Raw genomic sequence first — 24,473 nt, 5'->3', positions numbered from 1 at the left:
CAGAAAGATGGTTTATTAGTATGAGAACAGTGAAATGTACTGATGGTACTGTTGTAACATATTGTGATTATGTAGATGACTATATCAATGCAATGAAGTTCAGTGATTATATTGTTGTCTCCCAAATTATGGATGTTTGTTATGAAGATAGAGTCAAACTCCAGAAGCAAGGATTTGTTTTTGCTGATAGAGCCATTAATATGCAATTTAGACTACCGAATGATATTGATGTAGATATTTCTGATAAACAAAAAAATAGCGCCTATTCTTTTGATGTCAGTACTGACTGGGATGTAAATGTTGTTTTGAACATCGTGGAGAATTATTTTGAAAACGATAGTAGATTTTCTGTAGGAGTGACAAATGAGACGAGAAAAAAAGAGTTAATACGTAATTACTTGGAGTATCTATTATTTTGTAATACTTTGTCACAATTACCTCCCGCCCCCGATAATTTAACGGACGGCAAAAACACTAGTGTCGGTAAATATTTTGCGACATTGATGCACAACGGAAGCGAATGCATAGGAGTGAATATTTGGTTAAGCTCTCAAGAGGGTGCCCGCATTATGCTTGGTGCAGTCCATCCATCATATCTAAACAGAGGTGTTTCGATTTTTTTATATAAACATACGTTGCAAGCGATGAGAAACGTTGGAATTAATCGCATTTCTGAATGGGTTTATAGTAGCAACGTAAATTCACTTAATCTGCATAGTTTATTATTTCAATCCGGATATAAATATGGTAAATGCAGAGATGTATGGATTTGGAGCAAAAATATTTAAAACAAAATAAGGGATAATGATATTTATGCTGGAAAAAGGAAACGATAAATCTAATATTTCTACAAATAAGAACACTAGTAAAAATGATATTCAACTCGATAATACTAGTAATTTATTATTTGATACTGATTTTAGGCAAATCATAGTTATTGGATATGGGAAAGTAGCATTTGAAATTGTTAAGTACCTGAAAAAATGTGCACAAAGTAATGAAATTGGAGTTGAATATATCGAGTATGAAAAGACAAAGATGTCAAATATTATTAAGTATTGTATAGATCAAGGAGTAAACTATTCAGTAATCCATGATAAGACTTTGCTTGGGGAAAAGCTGGCTAGTATAAAAGATAAGGCATTGATCGTGAGTGCAGGTAATAAATTTTTGTTTCCTGCCTCAATCATAGAAAAGAAAAACTTGGTGATTATAAATTTTCACAATGCTTATTTGCCTTATTATCCTGGAAGAAATGCAATAACTTGGGCTATATGGAATAATGAGAAATTTGTCGGAGCTACATGGCATTATGTTGTTGCTGGCGTTGATGCAGGAGATATAATTTGGCAAAGAAAGATTATTATTGATGAAAATACGAAAGCATATGAAGCAGCTGGGAATGTTATGAAGGCAGCACTACAGGGGTTTGAGGAAATATATCCGAATTTACTTAAAGGGAATGTAGCTTCGTATAAACAACAAAAATGTGAAAAAATGAATTATTCTTGGATGCTTCCCAATGGTGGGAGTATTTCTATAATAGAAGAACCTGAAAAAATCTATCGACTTCTTAGATGTTTTGATTATGGACTTGAGACTGTAGTAGGTAAGGTGACAATAGTTGATGGATGCAAGGAATATGAGGCAATCAGATATAATGTCACTGACATATGTAATATAGGTGAGACTGTTTTTGAGAACGATTGGTTCCACATCCCTATGAACGGAAGAATTCTAAATATTAAAGTGCGTAGATCTAATCTTGATAGCGAATCTGAGATTAGGCCATTATAATATCGTCCGTTTTTGGAATTGCAATTGTGGCGTTGCCTTCCGGTATTGTGACAGCGGGGTATCTGAATGCGCTGTCAAAAAGAAGCGAGGAGAAACCTACAGGCAAATAAAAACGCCTCACATTTTTCAAGGTGAGGCGCAAGATAATTGATTATCATTTGCTCTTTAAATCTTCAATCTGTTTTTTTAGGGCTTCGATTTCAGCATCTTTTTGAGTGATTTCGGCATCTTTTTGTTGCTTGAGGGCCTCAATTTCAGCATCTTTTTCTTCCAGCTGCCTGGTGTAATAGATGCGAACATCGTTCTGAGTACGATAGTAGTCCTCACGAGCCTGGCACTGGAGTCGGATTTTTTCTTCCTGAGTGAGGGTATAAACTGTTTCAGATGCCTCTTTTAGTATATCTTTTTCGGAAGCTAACATATTCAGTTCCTCCCATGTTTTTGCGTTGAAGAGTTTCGCCCAGTAATCAATGTTATGGGCTTTGTCTTCATCTGTTGCTAACTCTATCTGAGTTAAGTCTAGCACGCGGAGTTGGAGCTTGTCACTATAAATATGATGAGTCTTTTCGTTTATCAATTTGTATGACGCATAGAACTCAGGGTATTCTTCAAAAAGTGTGAAGTTTAAGATACCAATCTGGTATGCTGTTTTGGCATCCAGGTAATTTTCGCCGTGGTTAAGAGTGTCATAGTTCCTACATAGATATGATAGTGATCGCTCTGGCCAGTTTTGCTCGTTTATTACTTGCATTTCAAGGTTAATATTTGCGTTATCACCCAGAAGGACATTGATATCCAGGATAAATGTTTTTGCATCAATTGTTTCTCCGAGGACTATGGGGTTAGTAATTGTTACTGAAACCACAGAGTCAGATGGCAGGTGTAGCAGATCCTGAATGAGAACCTGTAAAACATGATTATTCCTTTGAAGCAAAGCCCTGAAGAGATAGTCGTTGGTCATCGGGATTTCCAAAGTGCCGGAAGCAGGCAGGGTGATACCTGCTTCGCTATTTTTGGTAAACTGATTAGTTTTATTCCGTTTTTCCATGTAGTAAAATAAATCCTTTCTGTTTGTAGAGTATGAATAATAACAATGTGGAAAAGGCATTGTTATACGGTCAGATGCTACTGCATCTGTAAAAAAATGCGATTAAATCCTGTTTCAAAAAGAAATGGAAATAAACCGTTAGAAAGATGTTCTTCGGGTGCATCGAGATGATGCTTGGACAATATATCACAATTAAATTTATTTTGCAATACACGGAATAAAATATGAGCAACAAACCGTAAAGAAGAGGTTATATTTCAGGAGTTTTTATGTTTGCTCAACATATTGTAAGTGAAAATAAAAAATATGATGAAATAAAAGCATACCTCAATTTTTTTGATGTCCATGCATGGGAAAAGTATACCGGTATTTCGACATGGCAAATAGAGAGTGATAACAGCAATAGTAATGGATATGAACCGGTCGCTGTACAACAAAGAAGAGAAGTTATGTTGGCGTTGAATATTTGTACCTACCATAGGCATGAGCAAATTGAGAAGAATATCAAAAAACTTATGACTATGAAGTTTTTTGATTCTAAAGAAGCAGATTACTTCGGGCATTTATATATCTTTATAGTGGATAATGAGGCCGGTGAAGGATCTGCTTTGGCATTAGAGGGCTATGTCAACAACTATCTTAAGGTTATTCCAAATAGAAATACAGGAGGATCAGGAGGATTTCAGAAGGGGCTTGAATATATCAGGGCTTATGATTCTGAGTTTACGCATGTGATTTATATGGATGATGATGCTGACTTTCTTCCGGAAACATTCTATAGGTTATATGCTCTTTTGACATATATGAAGCCTGAGTACTTTAACCGCTCTGTTGCCGGAAGAATGTTTTGCCTGGATTACCCTTCGGTTCAGTATACAGCTGCAGAGATTTGGAACAAGGGATTCCTGAAGCACGTTGCATTCATGGAAGATATGAGTGAAATGGCTGATAGGGATGCTGACGCAGATGAAGAAAATGATTCTATGACAAATACATATTCATCGTTGAATTATTCAGAAGAGGCTGATTATGGAGGATGGTGGTTTTGCTGCTATCCGTATGAATTTTGCAGGGAGAATGATGTTATGCCGTTTTTCATACACTGCGATGATGTGGAGTATGGCCTGCGATTTCTGGAAAAAGGGGGAGGCCGACCGATAATTCTCAATGGCATCCAGGTGTGGCATGAGAATGCGGTATATAGGCAGAATCCGATTATTCAATATTATGATATGAGAAATCCCCTGTTTGTGAACAAGAAATATGGACTTATGGATTATTCTGAGATGTTGGAGTGGTGGAAAGCAAGAATAAGCTCATTCCACGTTTGTGGAGATTATGCTTCAGAGTACTATACCATCCTTGCACTATTTGATTTTATGAAGGGGCAGGAGTGGCTATATAAGATAGATTCCGAATTACATCACAGGAAGTTGATGGATAAGCGTATCAGCAGATATAAGAATGCGGTGTTGTGGAGAATTGCAGAGAGGAGATTTAGGGAGAGGTATTTGTAGAGTTTGTGGAATAAACACCTCACCTTTTACAAGGTGAGGTGTAAAATACTTATTGTTTGTTCTTTAAATTTTCAATCTGCTTTTTTAGGGCTTCGATTTCAGCATCTTTTTGACTCATGATATCTTTGATGGCAGAATCTTTTTGCTGTCGAAGGGCTTCGATTTCAGCATCTTTTTCATCAAGCTGTTTTTGATAGAAGATACGAACATCGTTCTGAGTGCGATAGTAATCCTCGCGCGCAAGGCATTGCAGCCGGATTTTTTCTTCTTGGGAAAGAGAATAAACTGTTTCAGAGGCCTCTTTTAATATATCTTTTTCGGAAGCTAACATATTCAGTTCCTCCCATGTTTTTGCGGTGAAGAGTCTGGCCCAATAATCGATGTTGTAGGCTTTGTCTTCTTTGGTTGCTAACTCTATCTGAGTTAAGTCTAGCACGCGGAGTTGGAGCTTGTCACTATAAATTTGATGACTCTTTTCATTCATCATTTTGTACGAAGCATAGAATTCAGGGTGGGTTTCAAAGAGCGTAAAGTTTAAGAGCCCGATCTGATATGCGGTTTTTGCATTAAGATAGCTGTCTCTATGATTAAGTGTGTCGTAGTTCCTGCACAGATATGAAAGAGAACGCTCAGGCCAGTTTTTCTCATTTATAACCTGCATTTCAAGATTTATGTTGGCGTTGTCATTTAATAGGACGTTGATGTCAAGAATAAAGGTCTTTGCATCAATTGTTTCGCCAAGAACGATGGGATTTGTGATTGTTACGGATGTAATATAACCATCCGGAAGGTGCAGCAGATTCTGTATAAGTACCTGTAATACGTGGTTGTTTCTCTGGAGCAGCGCCCGGAAGAGATAATCATTTGTCATAGGGATTTCCAGAGCGCCGGAAGATGGCAGTATGATATCTGAACAGCCATTATCCGGGGGATTGGTAGTACTATTGTGCTTTTCCATGTAGTAAATTATTTTCCTTTCTGTTTGTTTTTTTGTCTATAGCAATGTGGAAAAGGCATTGCTATAAATGCAGCTGTGGCATGCAGTTGCTGTAAAATCGATTAAATCCTGTTTCAAATAAGAAATGGAAATAAACCGTTAGAAGGATGTTCTTCGGGTGCATCGAAACAATGCCTGAATAAAATAACATAAATGCCATTAAAGCGCAAGAAAAAATAAATTGTGAGCCAAACCAACTTGTGTGGAGCCATGATATAAAGGACTTTTTTGACTATGAGAATGAAAATATACCAATTTCTTGTTAATAGAGTACCGGGAATAAAGCAGAGATATCACCGCTATCATGATAAGGCTACAGGGGCAAAGAAACTTTTTTCCTGGTTGTACTTGATATATCTAAATGTGGGGTATCATGTATTCCGCATGGAATCGTTGGGGATTATTTCTGAGGCGCAAATCTATGAAAAAAGGTCAGTTCCTGTCCGCATGAGTGAATCTGCTCAAAATGCAGAAAAAAATCCACATCTGACAGTAGAGCAGGTCATTGATGTTTTAAAAGGTTATGATGTCATATCCTTTGATGTATTTGATACGCTGATTTTCAGATCGTTATCAAAACCTACTGATGTATTTTGCTTTGTTGGAGAGAAGTTGGGAATGCTTAACTTCCGTGATATACGTATGGAAGCTGAGTTTAACGCAAGACTTGAATGCAAAAAGAAGAACGGGCATATGGAGATCAGATTCTCCGACATCTGGGACAGGCTATCAGCTGATACTGGACTAGATAGCGAAAAGGGAATGAGGCTTGAATGGGAGTGTGAGCTTTCGCTATGCTATGCCAATCCATTCATGTTGGAAGTATGGAACAGACTGGGAAAACTTGGTAAGAAAAGAATAATAGTATCTGACATGTATCTTTCTCATGATCATATAGAGAATCTTCTTGAAAAGAATGGCTACACCGGCGCAGATAAGATATATATCTCATGTGAGTATGGCATCAGTAAAGCCGATGGTAAGCTTTTCAATCTTGTAAAAGAAGAGTACTCTTCCGGCAAGATGATCCATGTTGGGGATAATCTTATAAGCGATATTAAAAATGCCAATAAGGCAGGTATCGAAACGCTGCTTTATCCCATTATAAACAGAAATGAGCTTCTTTACAGGGCACAGGATATGTCATATCTTGTGGGCTCAGCATACAGAGGGTTAGTCAATGCCCAAATTTATAGTTGCCAAAATGTCTATTCCATGGAGTATGAATATGGCTATATTTATGGAGGACTGTTTGTTCTTGGGTACTGCGCATTTATCCATGACTATTATATTAAGGAGAATCTGGATAAGCTTTTGTTCCTGTCCAGGGACGGGGACATTTTATTAAAAGCTTATAAGCTCCTGTATCCGGATGACAATGCTGAGTATGCATTTTTATCAAGAAAAGCTGTTACCAAGCTTATGTATGATATGGACAGGCATGACTACTTCAGAAGATTTGTCTTCCATAAAGTAAATCAGGGGTATTCGATTAAGGACATCCTGGGCTCGATGGAACTTGATGAGCTTGCAGGAGAGTTGCCGCCTTCTATTAATGCCGGCGATGAGCTTACTGATAAGAATAGCTCTATTTTGCGCAGTTTTATCGAATCAAAATGGGATGAGGTCAGAGCTGTTTATAATTCTCAGGTAAGGGCAGCAGGATGTTACTATAAGACTAAGCTCTTAGGATACTCGCGGGCAGCAGCAGTTGATATAGGCTGGGCAGGCAGCGGTGCCATGGCTTTATACAGGCTATCAGGTGAAGCGTGGAATCTGGGATGTGATGTCAGAGGTATTGTTGCCGGGACGAATACTGTATACAATGCAGAGCCTGACGCTGCGGAGCCGTTCCTTCAATCAGGTCGTATGGTGGCGTACCTGTACTCGCAGTCCCATAACCGAGATCTTCTTAAGAAGCATGATCCGGACAAGGGCTACAATGTGTTCTGGGAGCTTCTTTTGTCATCGGATAATCCGCAGTTTGTGGGATTCTATGAAGGAGATGAGAGGAAGGGCGTCGATGATATTTATGATGCGGCGCTGGATATTACCATGCGCTTTGGCAAAAGGGATGTAGATCCTGACGGCGTTGCGGAGATTCAACGAGGTATCCTTGATTTTGTAACGCAGTATAAAGAACATTTTGAAGAGTATCCTTATATGTTCAATATCAGTGGAAGAGATGCGTACGCGCCTCTTCTGGCAGTTGCCTGCAAAAATGAGAGATATCTTCACGAGATTGAAAAGAAATTCGAGCTTGAGATAAATGTGGTTTGATGATGAAGAGGCATGTATGTGATGTCGGATTAACAAATATTCTCTGCTATGGTAGGATTATTATATACTTAACAATATTAAACAGAAACAGGAATGTTTTGGAGGAAATCTGCCATGGAGAGGAAACTTCCGGTAGGAATACAGGGGTTTGAGAAATTACGCACCGACAATTTTCTATATGTAGATAAGACAAAATACATTTATAAGCTGGCGCATAATAATGTACCCTATTTCCTTAGCAGACCAAGGAGATTCGGAAAAAGCCTGCTGCTTTCTGCTATGAAGGCCTATTGGGAAGGGAAAAAGGAACTCTTCACAGGTTTGGAGATAGAGGAACTTGAAAAAAATAATGAGGATGCATGGGCGGAGTATCCTGTTTTTTACTTCGATTTTAATGGTGAAAACTATAATGAAACATCTATCGAAACTGTTTTGGATGGAATGCTTTCCGATTGGGAAGAGGTGTATGGGACGCAGTATAATCAGCGTACATTAGGAGACCGATTTCAAAAGGTACTGGAACTTGCGGTAGAAAAGACCGGGAGAAGATGTGTTGTTCTTATAGATGAGTATGACAAACCTCTTCTGGATACGCTTGATCATAAGGAACTTCAAAATCATATAAAGGATGTTTTCAAGGGGTTTTTTAGCCGCCTTAAAAAAGCTGATGAATCTATACACTTCATTTTTATAACCGGAGTATCAAAATTTCATAAGGTTAGTATTTTTAGTGACTTAAATCAGCTTCGGGATATATCTTTAGATAGAGATTATGCCGCTCTGTGTGGGCTTACAGGCAAAGAGATTCGCGATACTTTTTGGCCTGAGATAGAGACGCTTGCCAAGTATCAGGAACTAACTGAAGAAGAGTGTTTTAATGCTTTGAAAATGAATTATGACGGATATCATTTTCATTTGTCAGGAGAAGGAATTTATAACCCTTATAGTGTACTGTCTGCTTTGTTCGCAAAAGACTTTGGAGCATATTGGTTTGAGACAGGTACCCCCACTTTTTTGATTCATCAGATTAAGGAAAGAGGGTTTGATCTTAGAAAATTTACTAATAATACTATATATACAAATGAAGCTGCTCTGAAAGATTATACCGGTGACACTTTAGATCTTGTTCCGCTGTTATATCAAACGGGATATCTTACAATTGCTGATTATGATAAGGTAAAGAAAAGATATACGCTGTGCTTTCCAAATGAAGAAGTTAAGTACAGTTTTATGGAAAACCTTATGCCGGCTTATGTCCCCAAAGCAAATGCCGGGAATGGACTGGATATATTTACTTTAGATGAGTATATCGAGAGCGGAAAGCTCGAGAATATCAAAGATTTTCTTACTGCACTGTTCGCAAATATTACATACACTATCAAAGATGATCCATTTGAACATTATTTTCAATCGGTTATCTATTTGGTGTTTACTTTGCTTGGGAAGATTGTGCAGTGCGAGATGCATACATATACCGGTCGTATAGATTGTAAAGTTGAAACATCTGATTATATATATCTGTTTGAATTTAAGAGGGATGATTCTGCTGAGGCAGCATTAAAGCAGATAGATACAAAGGATTATGCTCTTCCGTTTGTCGCTGATTCCAGAAAGCTATACAAGATAGGCGTATCATTTGATTCTGAAAGTCGAAAACTTATAGGCTGGGAAGTGGCTGAAAAAAACTAAGATGAGATGAGCCGGCGCGTCAAGCGCCGGCTCTACTTTTGCTTTAAATCAGACCTTCCTTATCATCCAGGAAAATCTCAAACAAATCATATCTTTCCAGAAACTCATAGGCAGCAAGAAGCTCGTCACGTAGGAGATTGCGAGAGTGCTGAAGATAATCAAGCTCATCTCTTATATACTTGTAGGTCTCGGTCGTGTGCATTGCATGGATAATGGCCTTTCCAAGTTTGCCACGTTTAAAGAGTATCTCTTTTATTTTGTTGTAATTCATAAATAAAATCTCCTTTCTATTTCATCGCAAACAATAGTTATACGAAAGATATAAAGGAGAGAACGTTTTCGTAGTAAGACGTATAAAGTAGCATTCAGAATGAAAAAACGGACGATAGTAACTGTTTTTAGGGAAGATTAATTATATGGGGTAAGAATTTAATTATTATTTAATAGAAATGTTTCTTCAAGAAAACACAATAAACACAAATGTGAGATATTAAAGGATACATGAAATGAGATAAATACGATTGTATATATCCCGAAAATTTAACGGCTCCGACTTGTTGCAGGAAGCCGGAGCCAAGAAAAGTGATTCAAGGATACTATCTTAAAGCTGTCCTTGTTTATATAATTATATACTATAGATATTAAAATATGCAATAACTACACAATAAGCATGAAAGGACAGTTCAAATTTAAAAAGAGAAAGAAATGATTTTATATAATAACGTGAAATTAAATAAACGAAAAAAAGTATAAAATAATAATAGTGACTATTGACTTTATAAAAAGCTAAATCTATACTATAGATATGTTTTGAAAAACAAAACACACAAAAAATACAATAATATGAAAAGGGAGAATGTGATTATGAAGAGACTTATTGCAATGGCCCTTGCAGCAGTAGTTGTTGCTACCTCTGCACCGGCAGTCGGAAATGCAGCTAACGTTGATGCAACAGTACTGAAGGCTGAAAGCGTATCCGTTCAGGAGAAGGATCAGCAGGAGAAGTTCGAGAAGGGCGAAGTTGCTACCGTTAAGGATGAGGACGTTGAAGAGAGCGTTCAGCTTAAGGATGGTGAAGTAACTGTTACAGCTGTTAAGTCTGATGCAAAGACTGTTAAGATTAAGGGCGAAGTTAACGGCAAGCCTGTATCAAAGATCAGTGCTAAGGCTTTCAAGAATTGTTCTAAGGCTACAACAATCGATCTTTCAGATGTAGAACTTACATCACTCGCTGGCAAGCAGTTTGCTGGTGCTAAGAAGGCTAAGACAGTTAAGATTAACGCTTCCAAGCTTAAGGCTAGCAAGATCAGCGCTAAGGCACTTAAGGGCTTCAAGGGTAAGAAGATTGTTCTTAAGGGCGTAAGCAAGAAGACCTACAAGAAGCTTGTTAAGAAGCTTCAGAAGAGTGCTCCTAAGGGCGTTAAGTTTAAGAGAGGATAATATCCATCTTTCATAAGAACAAGTATAAAAGAGACTGGCAGGGCTATTAAGCCTGTCAGTCTCATTCTTTATATAAAGTTTTTTGGGGAGGTTTGTTTTTTTGAATATTTCACTTACTAAACAAAATGCATCGCGTGTTTATTTTCTAATGATTCTTTTGGTTGCACCCTTATATATGACTAATGGATTCAATAATATCTTAAGGGCTAAGACCTACATTGTATGGCTGAGCATCATAATTGCAGCTGTCTTATTACTTTCTCTTTTTATAAAAAATATAGGAATTCAAATCAGAAATAAATCACTTGGAGAATATATTAAAGGCCAGATGTCTGAAGTCGGGAATGGCTTTAATGTTCTTGATGTTTGCGTATTGGCATTTGCGGTTATATGCCTTATTTCCGCTTCCTTTTCCGAATATAGGGATGCGGCATTCTCCGGAGATATGGCGTGGCATGTAGGCGCTCTGATGTTGATTTCCTTATGCGCATTATATTTCGCAGCTTCAAGGGGATATGAACTCGATATCGTGCCCTTTTTTGGCATGATGCTTGGAGGAACTATAGCAATGATTATTGCTATATTGAATGACCTTTGGATCGATCCTCTTAATGCCCAGATGAAGCTTGATCCTAACTGGCGCGATCACTTTACTTCAACAATTGGTAACACCAACCAGTTTTGCGGATACTTATCTATTATTATTCCCATAATGGTGATAATATTTGTGACTTCGGAAAATGGCTTCAAGAAAACAGCAGCAGCTATAGTACTGTTTTTTGCATATCTCAACATGTATCTTACTCATGCTGATGGCATATATGTTGGTGTGGGAATCGGCTATATGTTTATAATTGCTTTTTGCTTCCGCAAAGCAAGCAGGTACATGGGGCTTTTAATTAATGGAATATTATTTGGCGTTTCGGGTTTTGCCGCCAAGGTAATTATTCTCTATAGACCGGAGATACGTCTTGAAGATATTTCACCTATTCTTCTTGCACATAATGTTCATGTGATTATCGGCGGAGGATGTTTTGCACTTTTACTGCTTCACATGTATCTTGAGATGAAGCTTTCGAAAGAACAGCTTGAGTCCATTTTTAAGCGGGTATTTTGGGTATATATTGTAGTGGCGGTATTATGCTGTCTTGGCGCGATTGTTTGGGCTGTGAAAAATTATGATATGAACTTCCTAAACAGAAGAGGACTGTTGTGGTTTATTGCAGTTGATGGCTTTTTTACTCAGGAACTTCCACAGCAGATTATAGGAGTTGGCCCTGGATGTATAGACGCGATATCCATGGACTATTACTTTGAAATTGAAGAAGCTTATGGGGCATTCTATTTCATTGAAAATGCTCACAATGATATTCTTGAATATCTTTTCACAACAGGACTTTTGGGTGCTATTGCTTATCTTGGAATATATTTAAGCGTCATCGTGAGTTTTGTTAGAAGTCTTATTAAGAATGAAAATTTAGAGGGTATTGAGCTTTATGCAACTATTGGACTTGTTGGTTATATGGCTCAGTCTTTAATGAACGGACCTCATCCTTTAACCACAGCGATGTTTTTTGTACTGCTTACAATATACCGGGGGAGTAAATTACGGAAATCACAGATTTCCGACCTCACTTAAGGTAATTTTCCTCAAATTCCTCAGCTGAGCAGGGCTTACCGTAATAATATCCCTCAGCGTAGTTGATACCGATTTCACGAATCTTGTCAGCTTGTTCCTTGGTCTCAACGCCTACTGCACAGCTGATTATATCCAGTGACCGGGCCAGGGCATGAATGGATTTTAAAAGTAAAAGCGAATTATCATCTCTGTCTGCTCGCGATACTAGAGAGTGGGATATTTTTATTACCTTGAAAGTGCAGTCCAAAAAGTTGGACAGACGAAGTTCTCCGCCGCCAAAGTCGTTGAGGCAGAGAGGAAAGCCAAAATTGTAAAGATCAAGAAGGGCTTCCTTGGAGGTTTCTTCGGCGCTCAGCATAACACTTGTACTGATATCAAGCCCAAGGTTACCAACAGGAAAGTTCATATCCTTTGTGACTTTTTTCAAATGATTTATAAAGGTTGTATCCAGCAGCTGAAGTGCAGACAAATTGATAGATATATTGAGAGCCTCATCCCTGTTGCTGTTCCATGTGTTCATACGGCTTACGGCTTCGGTAACAATCCATTTTCCGAGAGAGTCCATGAGACCACATTCTTCCGCAATGGGAATCAGCTCGCCTATTGAATACTCAAAATCTGTATTCTGCTTAAGCCTGGGATATACCTCAGCGCCAAGCAGCTTACCTGTGGACATGTTAACTATAGGCTGATAGTGAAGGACGAAATCCTTCTCGGGGTCAGCCTTTTTAATTATGGATTCAAGCAGTCTGTGTTTTTCAATAGAGGCTACCAGTGCTTTGTCAAAGAATTTGTAATCATCCCTTATGGTGCTTCTTTTTACGGAATACATCGCGGCATCCGCGTAGGAGACGACGAGATTGACATCATCGGAGTCCTCGGGGTAGATAGCTATTCCGATACTTCCCGAAAGATTGAAACTGTAAGTATCAAGTGTGACAGGGGTATTGAAAAGCTTTTGAAGCTTCTCAGCTGCCTCAAGCACATCCTTTCTGCCGATAACATCCTCCATTACGATCATGAATTCGTCTCCGCCGGTTCTGAAAGGAATAAGATTTTTCGGAAGGTCTAGCATTCTCTGGCCGAATTCTGCAAGTACGCGGTCTCCCATATCATGTCCGTAGGTGTCATTGATAGGCTTGAAGTGATTTAAGTCTATAGCAAAAATCGCATAGCGCTGACCGCTCGCCGCATATTCTGAGGAGAGCTTTCTAAGATACATCGCATTGTAACGTCTGTTATAGATTCCGGTCAGAATATCGGTTGATGAAAGTTTCTGAAGATTTTCATAGGCAAACTGAAGGTCCTTTGTTTTTTCTTCGACCTGCTTTTCCAGAATCTGGTTCTGTTCTCTCTGCTGCTTTAAAAGCTGCTCATCAAGCATGGAATTATCATGCGTCGCAGACATTATCCAGTATCCCATGACTGCAATGAGTATGTAGAAAAACTCATTTTCCGACAAAAATCCAATAAAATAGAAGAAACCGTCAAGGAGCACCAGGGTTGAAACCAGTACCTTGAGAAAAGTTGTACTTTTTTTGCCCCGCTGATAATTGACTATATCAAAGGAATACCCGAATTCCGCCTGTGAATATGTGCCGTGAGCAATCATGATCATGAAAAGCATATAGAGAAGATTCATATATACGTTCTCAGGATCCCGTCCCATCGCTTCTTTGTATGTGTAATCAAAGTCAATGAGAATATAGAGGAAAATCCCCAGAGGAACAAAGCAGGTTCCCTTTTTTAGGGATAGTCCCGTCACCATGGTGAGCAGGAAAAACAGAATCATCATGATGAAGAAATTAAGAAAAATATAGATAAGAGCGCGTGCGTACTGTATTGGACTTGGATAAACTCCTCCAAGCAGAACGTCAAGGAATTTACGAAGGAGAACAAAACCTATAATGGTAATTGCAAAGGAGCTGTACGCAATCCTGTTAAGTGATGACCTGTTCAGTTTTTTGAACAGATATAACACAAGGGCTAATCCGAAGAAATAATTTGGGAATATGAAAAATATCGAGCCGATGGTTTCGATGGCGGGAGAGGGATTTACATACTCGAAAATGAAAGTCATCAGATCCCCTGCAACCCATGCCAGTATGCCAAGTCCAAGAAGCGTCATATGCTTTCTGTAGGCTTCAGATATATACGCGCTGATATAAATTACAGCAGCGGCAAGACAGGCTGTGATCGGGGAAAAAAGCGCCAATAAAAGAGAAGCCCCCGCAAAGGTGCTTACCACAAAACATCCATATGAGACCATAAGTGCAATCAGGATGGTCTTGTGAATTCTCTTCATCTTTTCCATAACTCAGTCACGTGCGCTCGTTAATGATATTACGTTTATATTATAATTCAGAAGAATAGGCTATTTATAAATATAAAATGAAAAGATTATTTAAATTATGCTAAAATTGCATAGATGGGAGACAGTGATAAAATGCGAAAGAAGAATAATCTTTTTATATACATATATCTTGGAGTTTCAGTAGTTTTATGTCTTATGCTGGCAACTAGATCGTCTTTTTTGTATCCTCTGAATAACTGGGACGATGCAAACAGCTATTTTTCCATGGGTAAGGCCATTTTCAACGGGAAAATGCCCTATAGGGACGTCTTTGATCAGAAGGGGATGTATCTGTATTTTCTTTACGGGCTTTCTTACCTGATTTCACATACAACTTTTATAGGGGTATTTGTACTTGAATGTGTGCTCGGATTTGCGGACGTGATTGCTTTTTACGGGATAATCAGACTGTTTGACGCAGGGAAGAAGCCTGACTCTTTGGAAGGAAAAGTTCTTTCTGCAATCCTGGCCGTACTGACCTTTGCGGTTATTGTTTGCTCCAGGAGCTTCTGGTGGGGCGGAGCGGCTGAGGAGATATGCCTTCCGTTCTATGCCGCGGGCTTATACCTTTCACTTGCATATTTTAAAAATGATTACAACAAGGCAGTCATGCCGTTTAAAAGTGTTTTTTATGGTGGAATTCTTGCGGGCTTCATCGCGAATATCAAGTTCACCGGACTTGGATTTTTCTTTGCATGGATGATGCTGGTGTTCTTTTCATTCCTTGCACATGGTGAATTTTTGAAGGGGATAAAAGCCTGTTTCGTTTTTTTGTTTGGGATGTTTCTGCCGTTTGTTCCGTGGATAGTATACTTTGGAATTCAGGGTGGTCTCTATGAGTGGTACTGGGGATATGTGTATGTAAATGTTTTTGTGTACACCAAGGTGGAGAGCGAAGTTCCGGGAGTTATGGGGCGCCTTCTCTATATGGCGAAGACACTGTACTGGCTGATTAGAGATGACTGGCAGTATTTTGTGCCGCTTATAGTTGGAATGATCTGGAGCGTATTTGGAGTAAAGTACTCAAAAAACAAGATAAATTTGCTGGCAAGACTAAATGTGCCGGTGCTTTTTGCTTTTATGTTTTTGGGATTTTTCGGAGGCGGAAGAGACCTTCCCTATTATTCGTTGCCGCTCGCTATCTTTGCGGTACTTGGCTTTTCATTTGTGGGAAATTTTGTTTCAAAGGCGGGATTTTCCGGAAAGATATTTATTCCCGCTATTTGCACAGCACTTGCAATGCTTTTTATTGCGAATAATTCCATGAACATTCCTTTCATGAAAGTGGATAGGGACAGCTATTTTATGTACAGATTCCGCGATGAAGTTCTTGAATCAGAGAATCCGACACTCTTAAATGTGGGGTGCCTTGATGCCGGACTTTACACTTTGTGCGATATTGTTCCAAGCTGCAGATGGTTTCAGACTCAGACTCTTAATGTTGACGAACCTGAAAATAATCCCTACCTCGAACAGGAGAGATATGTCAGGGAGGGGCTTATAGATTACGTCCTTGTGCGCGATCATATACCGGATTCCATTGGTGACCATTATGACCTTATCGACAAGGAGACTTACGGATGGGAAGGAGCAGAGTTTAATTATTATTTATATAAAAAGATAAAATAATATTTTTATAAAAAACACAGGCACGTTTTGTGCCAGAACCATAGTCATTGACAAATAGTGTCTGCATGTTGAAGAACAATAATACAAATGACAAAATATATAGTAGATTACTATTTCTTACGAGGAGGTAACACTATGAGGAAGAGACTATTTAAGGTTCTTGGTGCAATGCTTGCGACAGCTATGCTCTTTACGGCTGTTCCGGTTTCTACATTTATCGGTCCGGATAAGGTAAATGCCGAAGAGGACGAAGATGTCGATGAAGAGCTGAAAATAAAAGCTCCTGCCAAGGTAAAGAATATAAACGTGAAGAAGATGAAGAAAGTTGTCAAGATCACCTGGGGACGTGTTGCGAAAAATTGTAAGGGCTACGAAATACAGGTTTCTCCTTATAAGAGCTTCGAGATGCCGGAAGAGGATTATGATAGCGAAGAAGATATCGAATATGAGGAAATCCAGGAATTCACGAATGAAGGAAAAGGTAAAACTTTTGTAAGAGTGACAGGACTAAAAAAGAAGGGAACATATTATATACGTGTTCGTGCATTCAATGAGAATGATGAAGGCATTAAATACGGAAAATGGTCAAAGGTAAAGAAGTACAAATTCAAATAAGATGACTTTTTCCTAAAGATATATGTATTTTTTAATACTTATTTAATATCAATATCTTGCGTGAATTACTATAATAATAGTGAAAGGGGGCTTATGGCTCCCTTTCGTTTTCGGTTAACGGATTAACGATTTTTTCACAAGGATGTGATGATATGAGGATATTAGAGAACATTGCTTACGGATTAATGGGATTAGTATTTGCATGCCTTGCTTTTATTCTTGCGTGCGTGGTAAATCCCGATATTGGTGTATGGGTTGGTGCCCTCCTGCAGCCTGCGGATGAAGAAGAGGTTCAGGTGGACACTTCTAATAAGTATTATGTCGAGGTCCCGGACTGGGACTATATCTACGGCAATTCTGAAGAAACTGATTCCCACGATGTTGAAAGTGAAGAAAATTCTTCCTCCGGTTTAGGTGACATGATTACAAATGCAGTCACCGGTATTTCTGATGCCATTGCGGAGCTTGAAGCAACCGAGGTTGATAATCCTGCAGACAACGACGTTACCGTTGAGGATGTTGCAAACGCTGCCGATGCTATGGTTGACGTACTCACAGGAAAAGGAATTCATGTCGTTGTTGAGTCTGATGATAATAAGACCAAAGCAGAAGATACAGTCTCTTCGGATGGTTCAGACAATGCGGAAGCTGTGGCTTATGCTCCCGGAGTTCCCGCTGGAAAGAGCGGCTATGCAGCTTTTGATCCTGAGATAATTGAGCTTGATGATGAAGGTCTTGCAAGACAGGCCATAAACAGTGTGGATTACGGAGATCTGGGCGAAGGCCTCACCTTTGATTCGCAGTTTTACCCCTATTACAATATGCTAAGTGAAGAGGGAAAATCTCTTTATAGGCAGATATATGCGAATACAAGAGCTTTGAATCCCGCCTTCAGACCGGTTCAGCAGGTAACAATGGACACGATGCAGATGATAATCATGAGTGTTGTGTTTGATCATCCCGAGCTCTTCTGGCTTGATACAACTTTTTATCAGGAATATGACTATCAGGGAGTGGCTGTGAAGCTTCGCCTTCGATACTACGATAAGATAAAGGACATTCCTTCAGCGAACAGTCAGTTCCTGGCTGCGGCTGATCAGATTGTGGCAGGTGCAAGCGGGCTCCCGGATGATCTTTCGAAAGAGGTTTATATCCATAATTTGCTTGCGGAAAAGCTGAATTATAAGCATAATCCCCTCGATCAGAGCGCTTATAGTGCTATTGTCGGAAATGATACAGTGTGCGCGGGCTATGCCAAAGCGTTCCAGTATCTGATGCAGAGACTTGGCGTTCCGACTTATCTCTGTGCGGGCTACGCCGGACAGATGCATGCCTGGAACATAATAAAGCTCGGCGATAACTACTACAATGTGGATGTAACCTGGGATGACCAGGATCCTACGGTCTACGATTACTTCAATCTCTCCGACCGTGATAATTACAATCACAAGAGGATGTATAATTCGGTCTATCTGCCAGCATGCAATGAAGGCGTGTTCATCGCTGTGGCGGATTAAGGGGAAGCAATTGGCCGAGTCATGACATGGGATTATGTAAAACTTAAGGGAAAGTCTTAGCGGTTGGATTTATCTCCAACCGCTTCTTCATGGACAAAAAAATATGGCTGAACTATTATTAGTAAAGTAATAAAGGAGATGGAACAACTATGAATAAATTTCCGTTCAACAAAGAAAACGACAAAAATTTGATTTGGGAAGAGGTTAAGACCGAGCACATAATTAAGAATGAGTGGATTGATTTCAGACAGTCTGCCTTCAGGTTCCCTGACGGAACTGAATTTGAGCCCTACTACAGCTACAGCAGAAGAGATTATGTGGTAATTGTACCCTTTGATGAGGATGGGAATCTGATCTGCGTAAGGCAATACAGGCAGGGGATTAGACAAGTGACCACAGAGTTCCCGGCTGGTGGAATAGAAAGAAGTGACGGAAAAGAGTACAGAGATTTTTCACAAAATGGTGATAACATCAATTGTAGCAAAGCGGAGGAGGCACTTGAAGCTGCAAGGCGTGAACTGACCGAGGAGACAGGGTATGAGTCGGACGATTGGACACATCTCATAACAATTCCTTCAAATGCAACAATTGCTGATAACTATGCATATGTTTTCATGGCAAAAGGATGCAAAAAGGTCTCCGGGCAGCAGCTTGATGACACTGAATTCCTGAACGTTTACAGTATTAAACCGGAAGAAATTGATGAGCTTATAAAAAGCGGAGAGTTTCAGCAGGCGGTGCATGTGATGGCCTGGCTTATGGCATTAAGAGCGCTCGGACAAAAATAATTATTACTTGAGGAGGACATATATGAGGAATGCTTTAAAGGGACTGGCGGTAATAGTGGCCGGCATACTGTTTTTTATAGCCAGCCTTTCAGCTATAAAAAGCATAGGAAGCAGGAGAGCTGTAGCTTCGGACGAAAAATCAGAAAATACAGATATCGAAGAAGACACAAATGATTCCGCTGAAACTGCAGATACTACCCCCGAAGGAGACGATGATATGACAGAAATATCCACTAACTTTGACGAAGAACTCATTTCTTTTCTCGAAAAATCCGGATACAGCGATAAAAACTATATGGTGTCACCGGCATCCTTCAGAGCGGTTCTTGCTCTGGCTGTGGCAGGCGCAGACTCAGACACAAAGACGAGTCTAATAAAAGCTATGGGATTTGAAAACGAGGATGAGATGAATGAATGGTACAACAATGTACTTTTTGCGCCGGATACGGCAAGTGGATTTATAACCTTCAAAATGCTGAACTCTGCATGGCATAATACCGCATCAAAGGGCAGCATAAACAAAGCATATAAACAGAACATCAGGCAGCTGTATCATGCTGATGCGGAGGATGTTGCACCCGATAAGATCACAGATGCTGTTAACGACTGGGTTAATGAAGGAACTGAAGGCCTGGTTCCCAAGATGAGTGATGATCTTTCTCAGGTAGATATGGTCCTTGCAAATACAATCTATTTGAAGAGTAGCTGGGTAGAAAATTTTGAAAAAATGAATACGAAGGAAGGCGACTTTAAGAGCATAGACGGAGATACCGTTAAGAAGGATTTTATGGAGCAGACCGATCACTTCCGATATTATGAGGATGCTGATGGGAAATTTGTAATCCTGCCTATGCAGGGAGATGTCGATGTTATCTTTATGCTGGGAGACATTGAGGATGTTTGCGGCAAGATAGATGATTGCAGATCGGAAAATGTCCATATTAAGCTCCCCAAATTTGAGACGGAAGCATCTTTTGACAATAGTGAATTAACTGAATTCATGAAAAGCAGGGGAGCAGGGATTGCTTTTTCACCAGAGGCAGATTTTTCAGCTATGATAAGCGATTCGGAAGTTTTTATTTCCGACATTATTCAGAAGACAAAGATCAAAGTGGATGAAGAAGGAATTGAAGCTACTGCAGCGAGCATGATAGCAGTGCTTGGGGCGGCGCCTCCCGGTGAAAAGATCGAAACAAAGGAATTTATAGCCGATGAGCCCTTCAAATACTATATTGTCACAGATAACGATGATCCGAAGATACTTTTCTACGGGCAGATTGTAAAATGATGAAAAGGTTATCAATTTGTTATCGTTATTTAATAGAATTTTAGAATTATTCGGATATAATTATCATAACAACACTGTTTCTTATGGAAAGGGGAATTCTTATTATGAGCAGAGTATCAGAAGTTACAGGATTGCAGCAGCAGAGAATAATGAAATATGATCAGGTAGTAAAAAAGGGCGATGATGCTGAGATTCAGAAAATGGCGCTGGAGAACATGATGATGGCTCTCAATGATATTTCGCAGACTCTTGCCATGATCGCAGACAGAGATTCAGCAAATCAGCATGATACCTTTGAGTCGATGGCACGAAGCCTTGCAATGATGGCTGATGCGGGGAAAAAGTAACGTATCCGAATGCTTTAAAGATAATTCATTAATGCCGGCAAAACATGTCAGATACTGCATTTGACAAGTTTTCGCCGGCATTGTTTGTGATAAAATCTATACATTTTGACTATGCTTTATGAAAAAGGTAGACAAATAGCACAAACAAAAATCGATTTAACGTGTTAAAGTGTAAAAAATACACATAAAAAATAAAAAAACTATAAATTTTATGTTGAAAATTTCATAAAAGGGCGTTATCATAGATTCATAAGTTAATGAGCGCCGGTGAGATTAGAGAATGTGGCTTTTACAAATATACAGGCTGAAACCTGTTTGTTAGACATGTTCTTTTTTTGCGCCATTTTTTAAATAAATACGATTTAATAAATTGAGATAAGGCTGAATTTTAATGTATAGAGATTTTATAGATAAGATAGAAGAAAATCCGGTAATCGCCGCAGTTAAGGATGACAAAGGATTATCGGCAGCACTGAAGACAGACTGCGGAATCATTTTTATTCTATATGGTGACATTTGTACCATTGGTGAAATTGTACAAAAAATAAAAGATGCCGGACGAATAGCGATGGTTCATGTGGATCTGGTGACGGGCCTGAACAACAGTAAGGACGTAAGCCTTGATTTCATCAAGAACAACACTAAGGCAGACGGAATTATAACCACTAAGAGCAATCTTATACAGCATGCCAGAGATTTGGGGCTTTATTCAGTGCTCAGGTATTTCGTAATAGACAGTATGGCTCTGGTGAACATTGAGAAACAGGCTCAGTACGGATCATGTCAACCGGATGTGATTGAGATTCTTCCGGGAGTTGTGGTTTCAAAGATTATAAAGCGCGTCAACGGAATAAGCAGAGTGCCTGTTATTGCAGGCGGACTTATTTCAGACAGAGATGACGTTATGAATGCGCTCTCAAGCGGAGCGATGGCGGTTTCTACTACCAACAAAGAGGTATGGAACATGTAAATGTGCCTAAAGCCGAAACGGCTATATAAATAGACTAAAGGAGGATAAGAAAAATGGCAAAATATGTAATGGCTCTGGATGCAGGAACAACCAGTAACAGATGTATCCTTTTTAACGAAAAAGGTGAGATGTGTTCTGTAGCTCAGAAGGAGTTCACACAGTATTTCCCGCAGCCCGGTTGGGTTGAGCACGATGCCAACGAAATCTGGCAGACACAGCTTTCCGTAGCACGTCAGGCTATGCAGAAGGTTGGAGCTAAGGCTGAAGATATCGCAGCAATCGGTATTACTAACCAGCGTGAGACAGTTATCGTTTGGGATAGAACAACAGGTCAGCCCGTTTATCATGCAATCGTTTGGCAGTGCCGTCGTACTGCAGACTATGCTGAGCAGATGAAGGGCAAGATCCCCGGAATCGTTGAGAAATTCCAGCAGAAGACAGGTCTTAAATTTGACCCTTACTTCTCAGGAACAAAGATCCGTTGGATCCTTGAGAATGTTGAAGGCGTTCGTGAAAGAGCAGAGAAGGGTGAGCTTTGCTTCGGTACTGTAGATACATGGCTTATCTACAAGCTGACAAAGGGTAAGGTTCATGTAACCGACTACTCCAACGCTTCAAGAACACTCCTTTACAACATCAATACACTTGAGTGGGATGATGAGCTCTGCCAGATCCTCGAGGTTCCGAAGAGCATGCTTCCTGAAGTTAAGCCTTCAAGCTGCATCTATGGCGAATCTGATCCTGAGTTCTTTGGCGGCCCTATCCGCATCGCAGGCGCAGCCGGCGACCAGCAGGCAGCTCTGTTCGGACAGACCTGCTTCCAGGAAGGCGAAGCAAAGAATACTTATGGTACAGGTTCCTTCATTCTTATGAACACAGGCGAGAAGCCGATCTTCTCCAAGAACGACCTTCTTACCACAATAGCATGGGGACTTGACGGAAAGGTTACCTACGCTCTTGAGGGTTCTGTATTCGTAGCAGGCGCAGCTATTCAGTGGCTCCGTGATGAGCTTAAGATCGTTGATTCCTCACCAGATTCAGAATACTTCGCAACAAGAGTTAAAGATACAAACGGATGTTATGTAGTTCCCGCATTTACAGGACTCGGCGCTCCCTATTGGGATCCTTACGCACGCGGAGTTATCACAGGACTTACACGTGGCGTAAATAAGTATCATGTAATTCGTGCAACTCTTGAGTCACTTGCATATCAGAGTTATGACGTGCTTCACTGCATGGAACTTGACTCCGGCAAGCACCTTACATCCCTTAAGGTTGACGGTGGTGCTTCCATGAACAACTTCCTCATGCAGTTCCAGTCAGATATCATCAATACCAACGTTCTTCGTCCTTGCTGCGTTGAGACAACAGCTATGGGTGCTGCATATCTTGCAGGTCTTGCAGTTGGCTATTGGACAAGCAAAGAAGACGTTATCAAGAACTGGGCAGTTGATAAGGAATTCAAGCCCGAGATGGCTGACGAAGACAGAACAAAGGCTCTTAAGGGCTGGTCACAGGCTGTTGCAGCTACACGTGGATGGGCAAAAGAGTGATCCACACTGGGATGAAAAAGTTTGTATGAAAAGTTAATAATCGGTCCGCCATAGTGGCGGACCGCAATAAAAAGAAACGGGGGTAACCGAATATGTCAGTTTATATTGGCGAGTTTATTGGTACTTTATTACTTGTTTTACTTGGCGATGGTGTTTGCTGTAACGTTTCGCTTGAGAAGTCCGGCTTCAAGGGCGGCGGAGCAGTACATATCCTTATCGGATGGGGTATGGCAGTTATGGTTCCTGCATTTGCAATGAGCAATTTCACAGGATGCCCTTCGGCTTTTAACCCTGCTGTAACAATCGGTCTTGCAATCAGATCAGGTGACTGGAGCACAGTTGCTGGTCAGATCGTAGCTCAGATGCTTGGTGGTTTCTGCGGCGCAGCTATCCTTATGGTTCTCTATGGAGATCACATCAAGGCTACAGCTAATGATGATGTTGTTCGCGGATGCTTCTGCACAGCACCTTCAATCCCGAACCAGGTATTGAACTTCCTTTCTGAGTTCGTAGCTACATTCGTTCTTGTATTCACACTTGCTCTGATCCCTGCTGGCTCAGATCGTACTGTATGGGTACTTGTATACGGCGTAATCGTTGCTTGCGGTGCTTCCTTCGGAGGACTTACAGGATACGCAATGAATGCAGCAAGAGATACAGCTCCTCGGCTTGCTTATCTTGCACTTGCTCCCAGCTTTGGCAAGAAGAACGGCAACTGGAGCTATGGATGGATTCCTGCTGTAGCACCTATCTGCGGCGGTATCGTTGCATCTCTTCTTTACAATGCACTTGCAGCTGCTCACATGTTTGGCTAATTTCTAAATTTTTTAAAAACAGTAATCTTGTATTACTTTTCTTATTCAATAGGGATTATAATATGAAAAGAAGTTCCTATTCTGAAATGGAAATAACTTAATAAAGATACACTGAGGGATGGAGTCGGTATGAAACGTATGATGAGATACGCTTATTAACCGACTCCATTTTTAATGTAGCTAGGGCCGAA

The 24,473-nt window shown here is 40.0% G+C and carries 20 protein-coding genes; 16 read left to right on the top strand and 4 right to left on the bottom strand.

The window, feature by feature from the left end; all coding sequences use genetic code 11:
* Positions 1–20: 20 nt before the first annotated feature.
* Complete coding sequence (locus G596_RS0104880; protein ID WP_022760721.1) at positions 21–788, top strand: GNAT family N-acetyltransferase; 768 nt, start codon at positions 21–23, stop codon at positions 786–788.
* Positions 789–813: 25 nt separating this feature from the next.
* The gene (locus G596_RS23520; protein WP_049944844.1) at positions 814–1,797 is read left to right on the top strand and encodes a formyltransferase family protein; all 984 of its coding nucleotides are present in this window, start codon (positions 814–816) and stop codon (positions 1,795–1,797) included.
* A 154-nt stretch (positions 1,798–1,951) separates the two neighbouring features.
* Here the strand turns inward: G596_RS23520 and G596_RS0104870 are convergent, their stop codons facing one another.
* A complete protein-coding gene (locus G596_RS0104870; protein WP_022760719.1) occupies positions 1,952–2,845 on the bottom strand; it encodes an Rpn family recombination-promoting nuclease/putative transposase in 894 nt (297 codons plus the stop codon).
* A 269-nt stretch (positions 2,846–3,114) separates the two neighbouring features.
* Here G596_RS0104870 and G596_RS0104865 point away from each other — a divergent pair, with 269 nt between their 5' ends.
* A complete protein-coding gene (locus tag G596_RS0104865; protein ID WP_022760718.1) occupies positions 3,115–4,362 on the top strand; it encodes a glycosyltransferase in 1,248 nt (415 codons plus the stop codon).
* 49 nt (positions 4,363–4,411) lie between these two features.
* Here G596_RS0104865 and G596_RS0104860 read toward each other — a convergent pair whose 3' ends face one another.
* On the bottom strand, positions 4,412–5,320 hold the full coding sequence (locus G596_RS0104860) for an Rpn family recombination-promoting nuclease/putative transposase (RefSeq protein WP_022760717.1): 909 nt from the start codon (positions 5,318–5,320) through the stop codon (positions 4,412–4,414).
* Positions 5,321–5,593: 273 nt separating this feature from the next.
* Here G596_RS0104860 and G596_RS23515 point away from each other — a divergent pair, with 273 nt between their 5' ends.
* Both G596_RS23515 and G596_RS0104850 read left to right on the top strand, forming a co-directional pair.
* The gene (locus G596_RS23515) at positions 5,594–7,639 is read left to right on the top strand and encodes an HAD family hydrolase (protein WP_022760716.1); all 2,046 of its coding nucleotides are present in this window, start codon (positions 5,594–5,596) and stop codon (positions 7,637–7,639) included.
* Between the two features lie 114 nt (positions 7,640–7,753).
* Positions 7,754–9,328: an ATP-binding protein gene (locus G596_RS0104850; protein WP_022760715.1), complete on the top strand. Its 1,575-nt coding sequence runs from the start codon at positions 7,754–7,756 to the stop codon at positions 9,326–9,328.
* Positions 9,329–9,371: 43 nt separating this feature from the next.
* Here G596_RS0104850 and G596_RS0104845 read toward each other — a convergent pair whose 3' ends face one another.
* Positions 9,372–9,599, bottom strand: coding sequence for a hypothetical protein (locus G596_RS0104845; RefSeq protein WP_022760714.1), 228 nt, complete (start codon positions 9,597–9,599; stop codon positions 9,372–9,374).
* Positions 9,600–10,192: 593 nt separating this feature from the next.
* On the opposite strand from G596_RS0104845, the gene G596_RS0104840 reads away from it, so the two are divergent.
* Both G596_RS0104840 and G596_RS0104835 read left to right on the top strand, forming a co-directional pair.
* On the top strand, positions 10,193–10,768 hold the full coding sequence (locus G596_RS0104840) for a hypothetical protein (RefSeq protein WP_022760713.1): 576 nt from the start codon (positions 10,193–10,195) through the stop codon (positions 10,766–10,768).
* Positions 10,769–10,868: 100 nt separating this feature from the next.
* Complete coding sequence (locus G596_RS0104835; protein WP_022760712.1) at positions 10,869–12,407, top strand: O-antigen ligase family protein; 1,539 nt, start codon at positions 10,869–10,871, stop codon at positions 12,405–12,407.
* Here the strand turns inward: G596_RS0104835 and G596_RS0104830 are convergent.
* On the bottom strand, positions 12,400–14,721 hold the full coding sequence (locus G596_RS0104830) for an EAL domain-containing protein (protein ID WP_081646641.1): 2,322 nt from the start codon (positions 14,719–14,721) through the stop codon (positions 12,400–12,402). The two genes, G596_RS0104835 and G596_RS0104830, sit on opposite strands and share 8 nt — an antisense overlap.
* A 132-nt stretch (positions 14,722–14,853) precedes the next feature.
* Between G596_RS0104830 and G596_RS0104825 the strand changes: the two genes are divergently transcribed.
* The 9 genes from G596_RS0104825 to G596_RS0104785 all read left to right on the top strand — a co-directional run bounded on the left by G596_RS0104825 (position 14,854) and on the right by G596_RS0104785 (position 24,282).
* Positions 14,854–16,389: a hypothetical protein gene (locus tag G596_RS0104825; protein WP_022760710.1), complete on the top strand. Its 1,536-nt coding sequence runs from the start codon at positions 14,854–14,856 to the stop codon at positions 16,387–16,389.
* A gap of 135 nt (positions 16,390–16,524) precedes the next feature.
* Positions 16,525–17,004 (top strand): fibronectin type III domain-containing protein, encoded by a 480-nt coding sequence (locus G596_RS0104820; protein ID WP_022760709.1) that lies wholly within the window; start codon positions 16,525–16,527, stop codon positions 17,002–17,004.
* A 152-nt stretch (positions 17,005–17,156) separates the two neighbouring features.
* Entirely contained in the window at positions 17,157–18,521 is a 1,365-nt protein-coding gene (locus G596_RS0104815) for a transglutaminase domain-containing protein (RefSeq protein ID WP_022760708.1), read from the top strand.
* A gap of 149 nt (positions 18,522–18,670) precedes the next feature.
* Positions 18,671–19,309 carry an NUDIX hydrolase gene (locus G596_RS0104810; RefSeq protein ID WP_022760707.1) on the top strand — a complete coding sequence of 213 codons (639 nt, stop codon included), beginning with the start codon at positions 18,671–18,673 and terminating at the stop codon, positions 19,307–19,309.
* 22 nt (positions 19,310–19,331) lie between these two features.
* Positions 19,332–20,597, top strand: coding sequence for a serpin family protein (locus G596_RS0104805; protein ID WP_022760706.1), 1,266 nt, complete (start codon positions 19,332–19,334; stop codon positions 20,595–20,597).
* A 104-nt stretch (positions 20,598–20,701) separates the two neighbouring features.
* Complete coding sequence (locus tag G596_RS0104800; protein WP_022760705.1) at positions 20,702–20,944, top strand: hypothetical protein; 243 nt, start codon at positions 20,702–20,704, stop codon at positions 20,942–20,944.
* A gap of 391 nt (positions 20,945–21,335) precedes the next feature.
* Positions 21,336–21,914 carry a glycerol-3-phosphate responsive antiterminator gene (locus G596_RS0104795; protein ID WP_022760704.1) on the top strand — a complete coding sequence of 193 codons (579 nt, stop codon included), beginning with the start codon at positions 21,336–21,338 and terminating at the stop codon, positions 21,912–21,914.
* A gap of 53 nt (positions 21,915–21,967) precedes the next feature.
* Positions 21,968–23,467, top strand: coding sequence for a glycerol kinase GlpK (gene glpK / locus G596_RS0104790; protein ID WP_022760703.1), 1,500 nt, complete (start codon positions 21,968–21,970; stop codon positions 23,465–23,467).
* Between the two features lie 92 nt (positions 23,468–23,559).
* Positions 23,560–24,282 carry an MIP/aquaporin family protein gene (locus tag G596_RS0104785; protein WP_022760702.1) on the top strand — a complete coding sequence of 241 codons (723 nt, stop codon included), beginning with the start codon at positions 23,560–23,562 and terminating at the stop codon, positions 24,280–24,282.
* The last annotated feature ends 191 nt before the right edge of the window (positions 24,283–24,473 follow it).

Origin of the sequence: Butyrivibrio sp. AD3002 (genome assembly GCF_000420905.1) — a bacterium.
In the GTDB taxonomy this organism is placed as follows: domain Bacteria; phylum Bacillota; class Clostridia; order Lachnospirales; family Lachnospiraceae; genus Butyrivibrio.
This window is presented reverse-complemented; position numbering and strand designations above follow the sequence as displayed.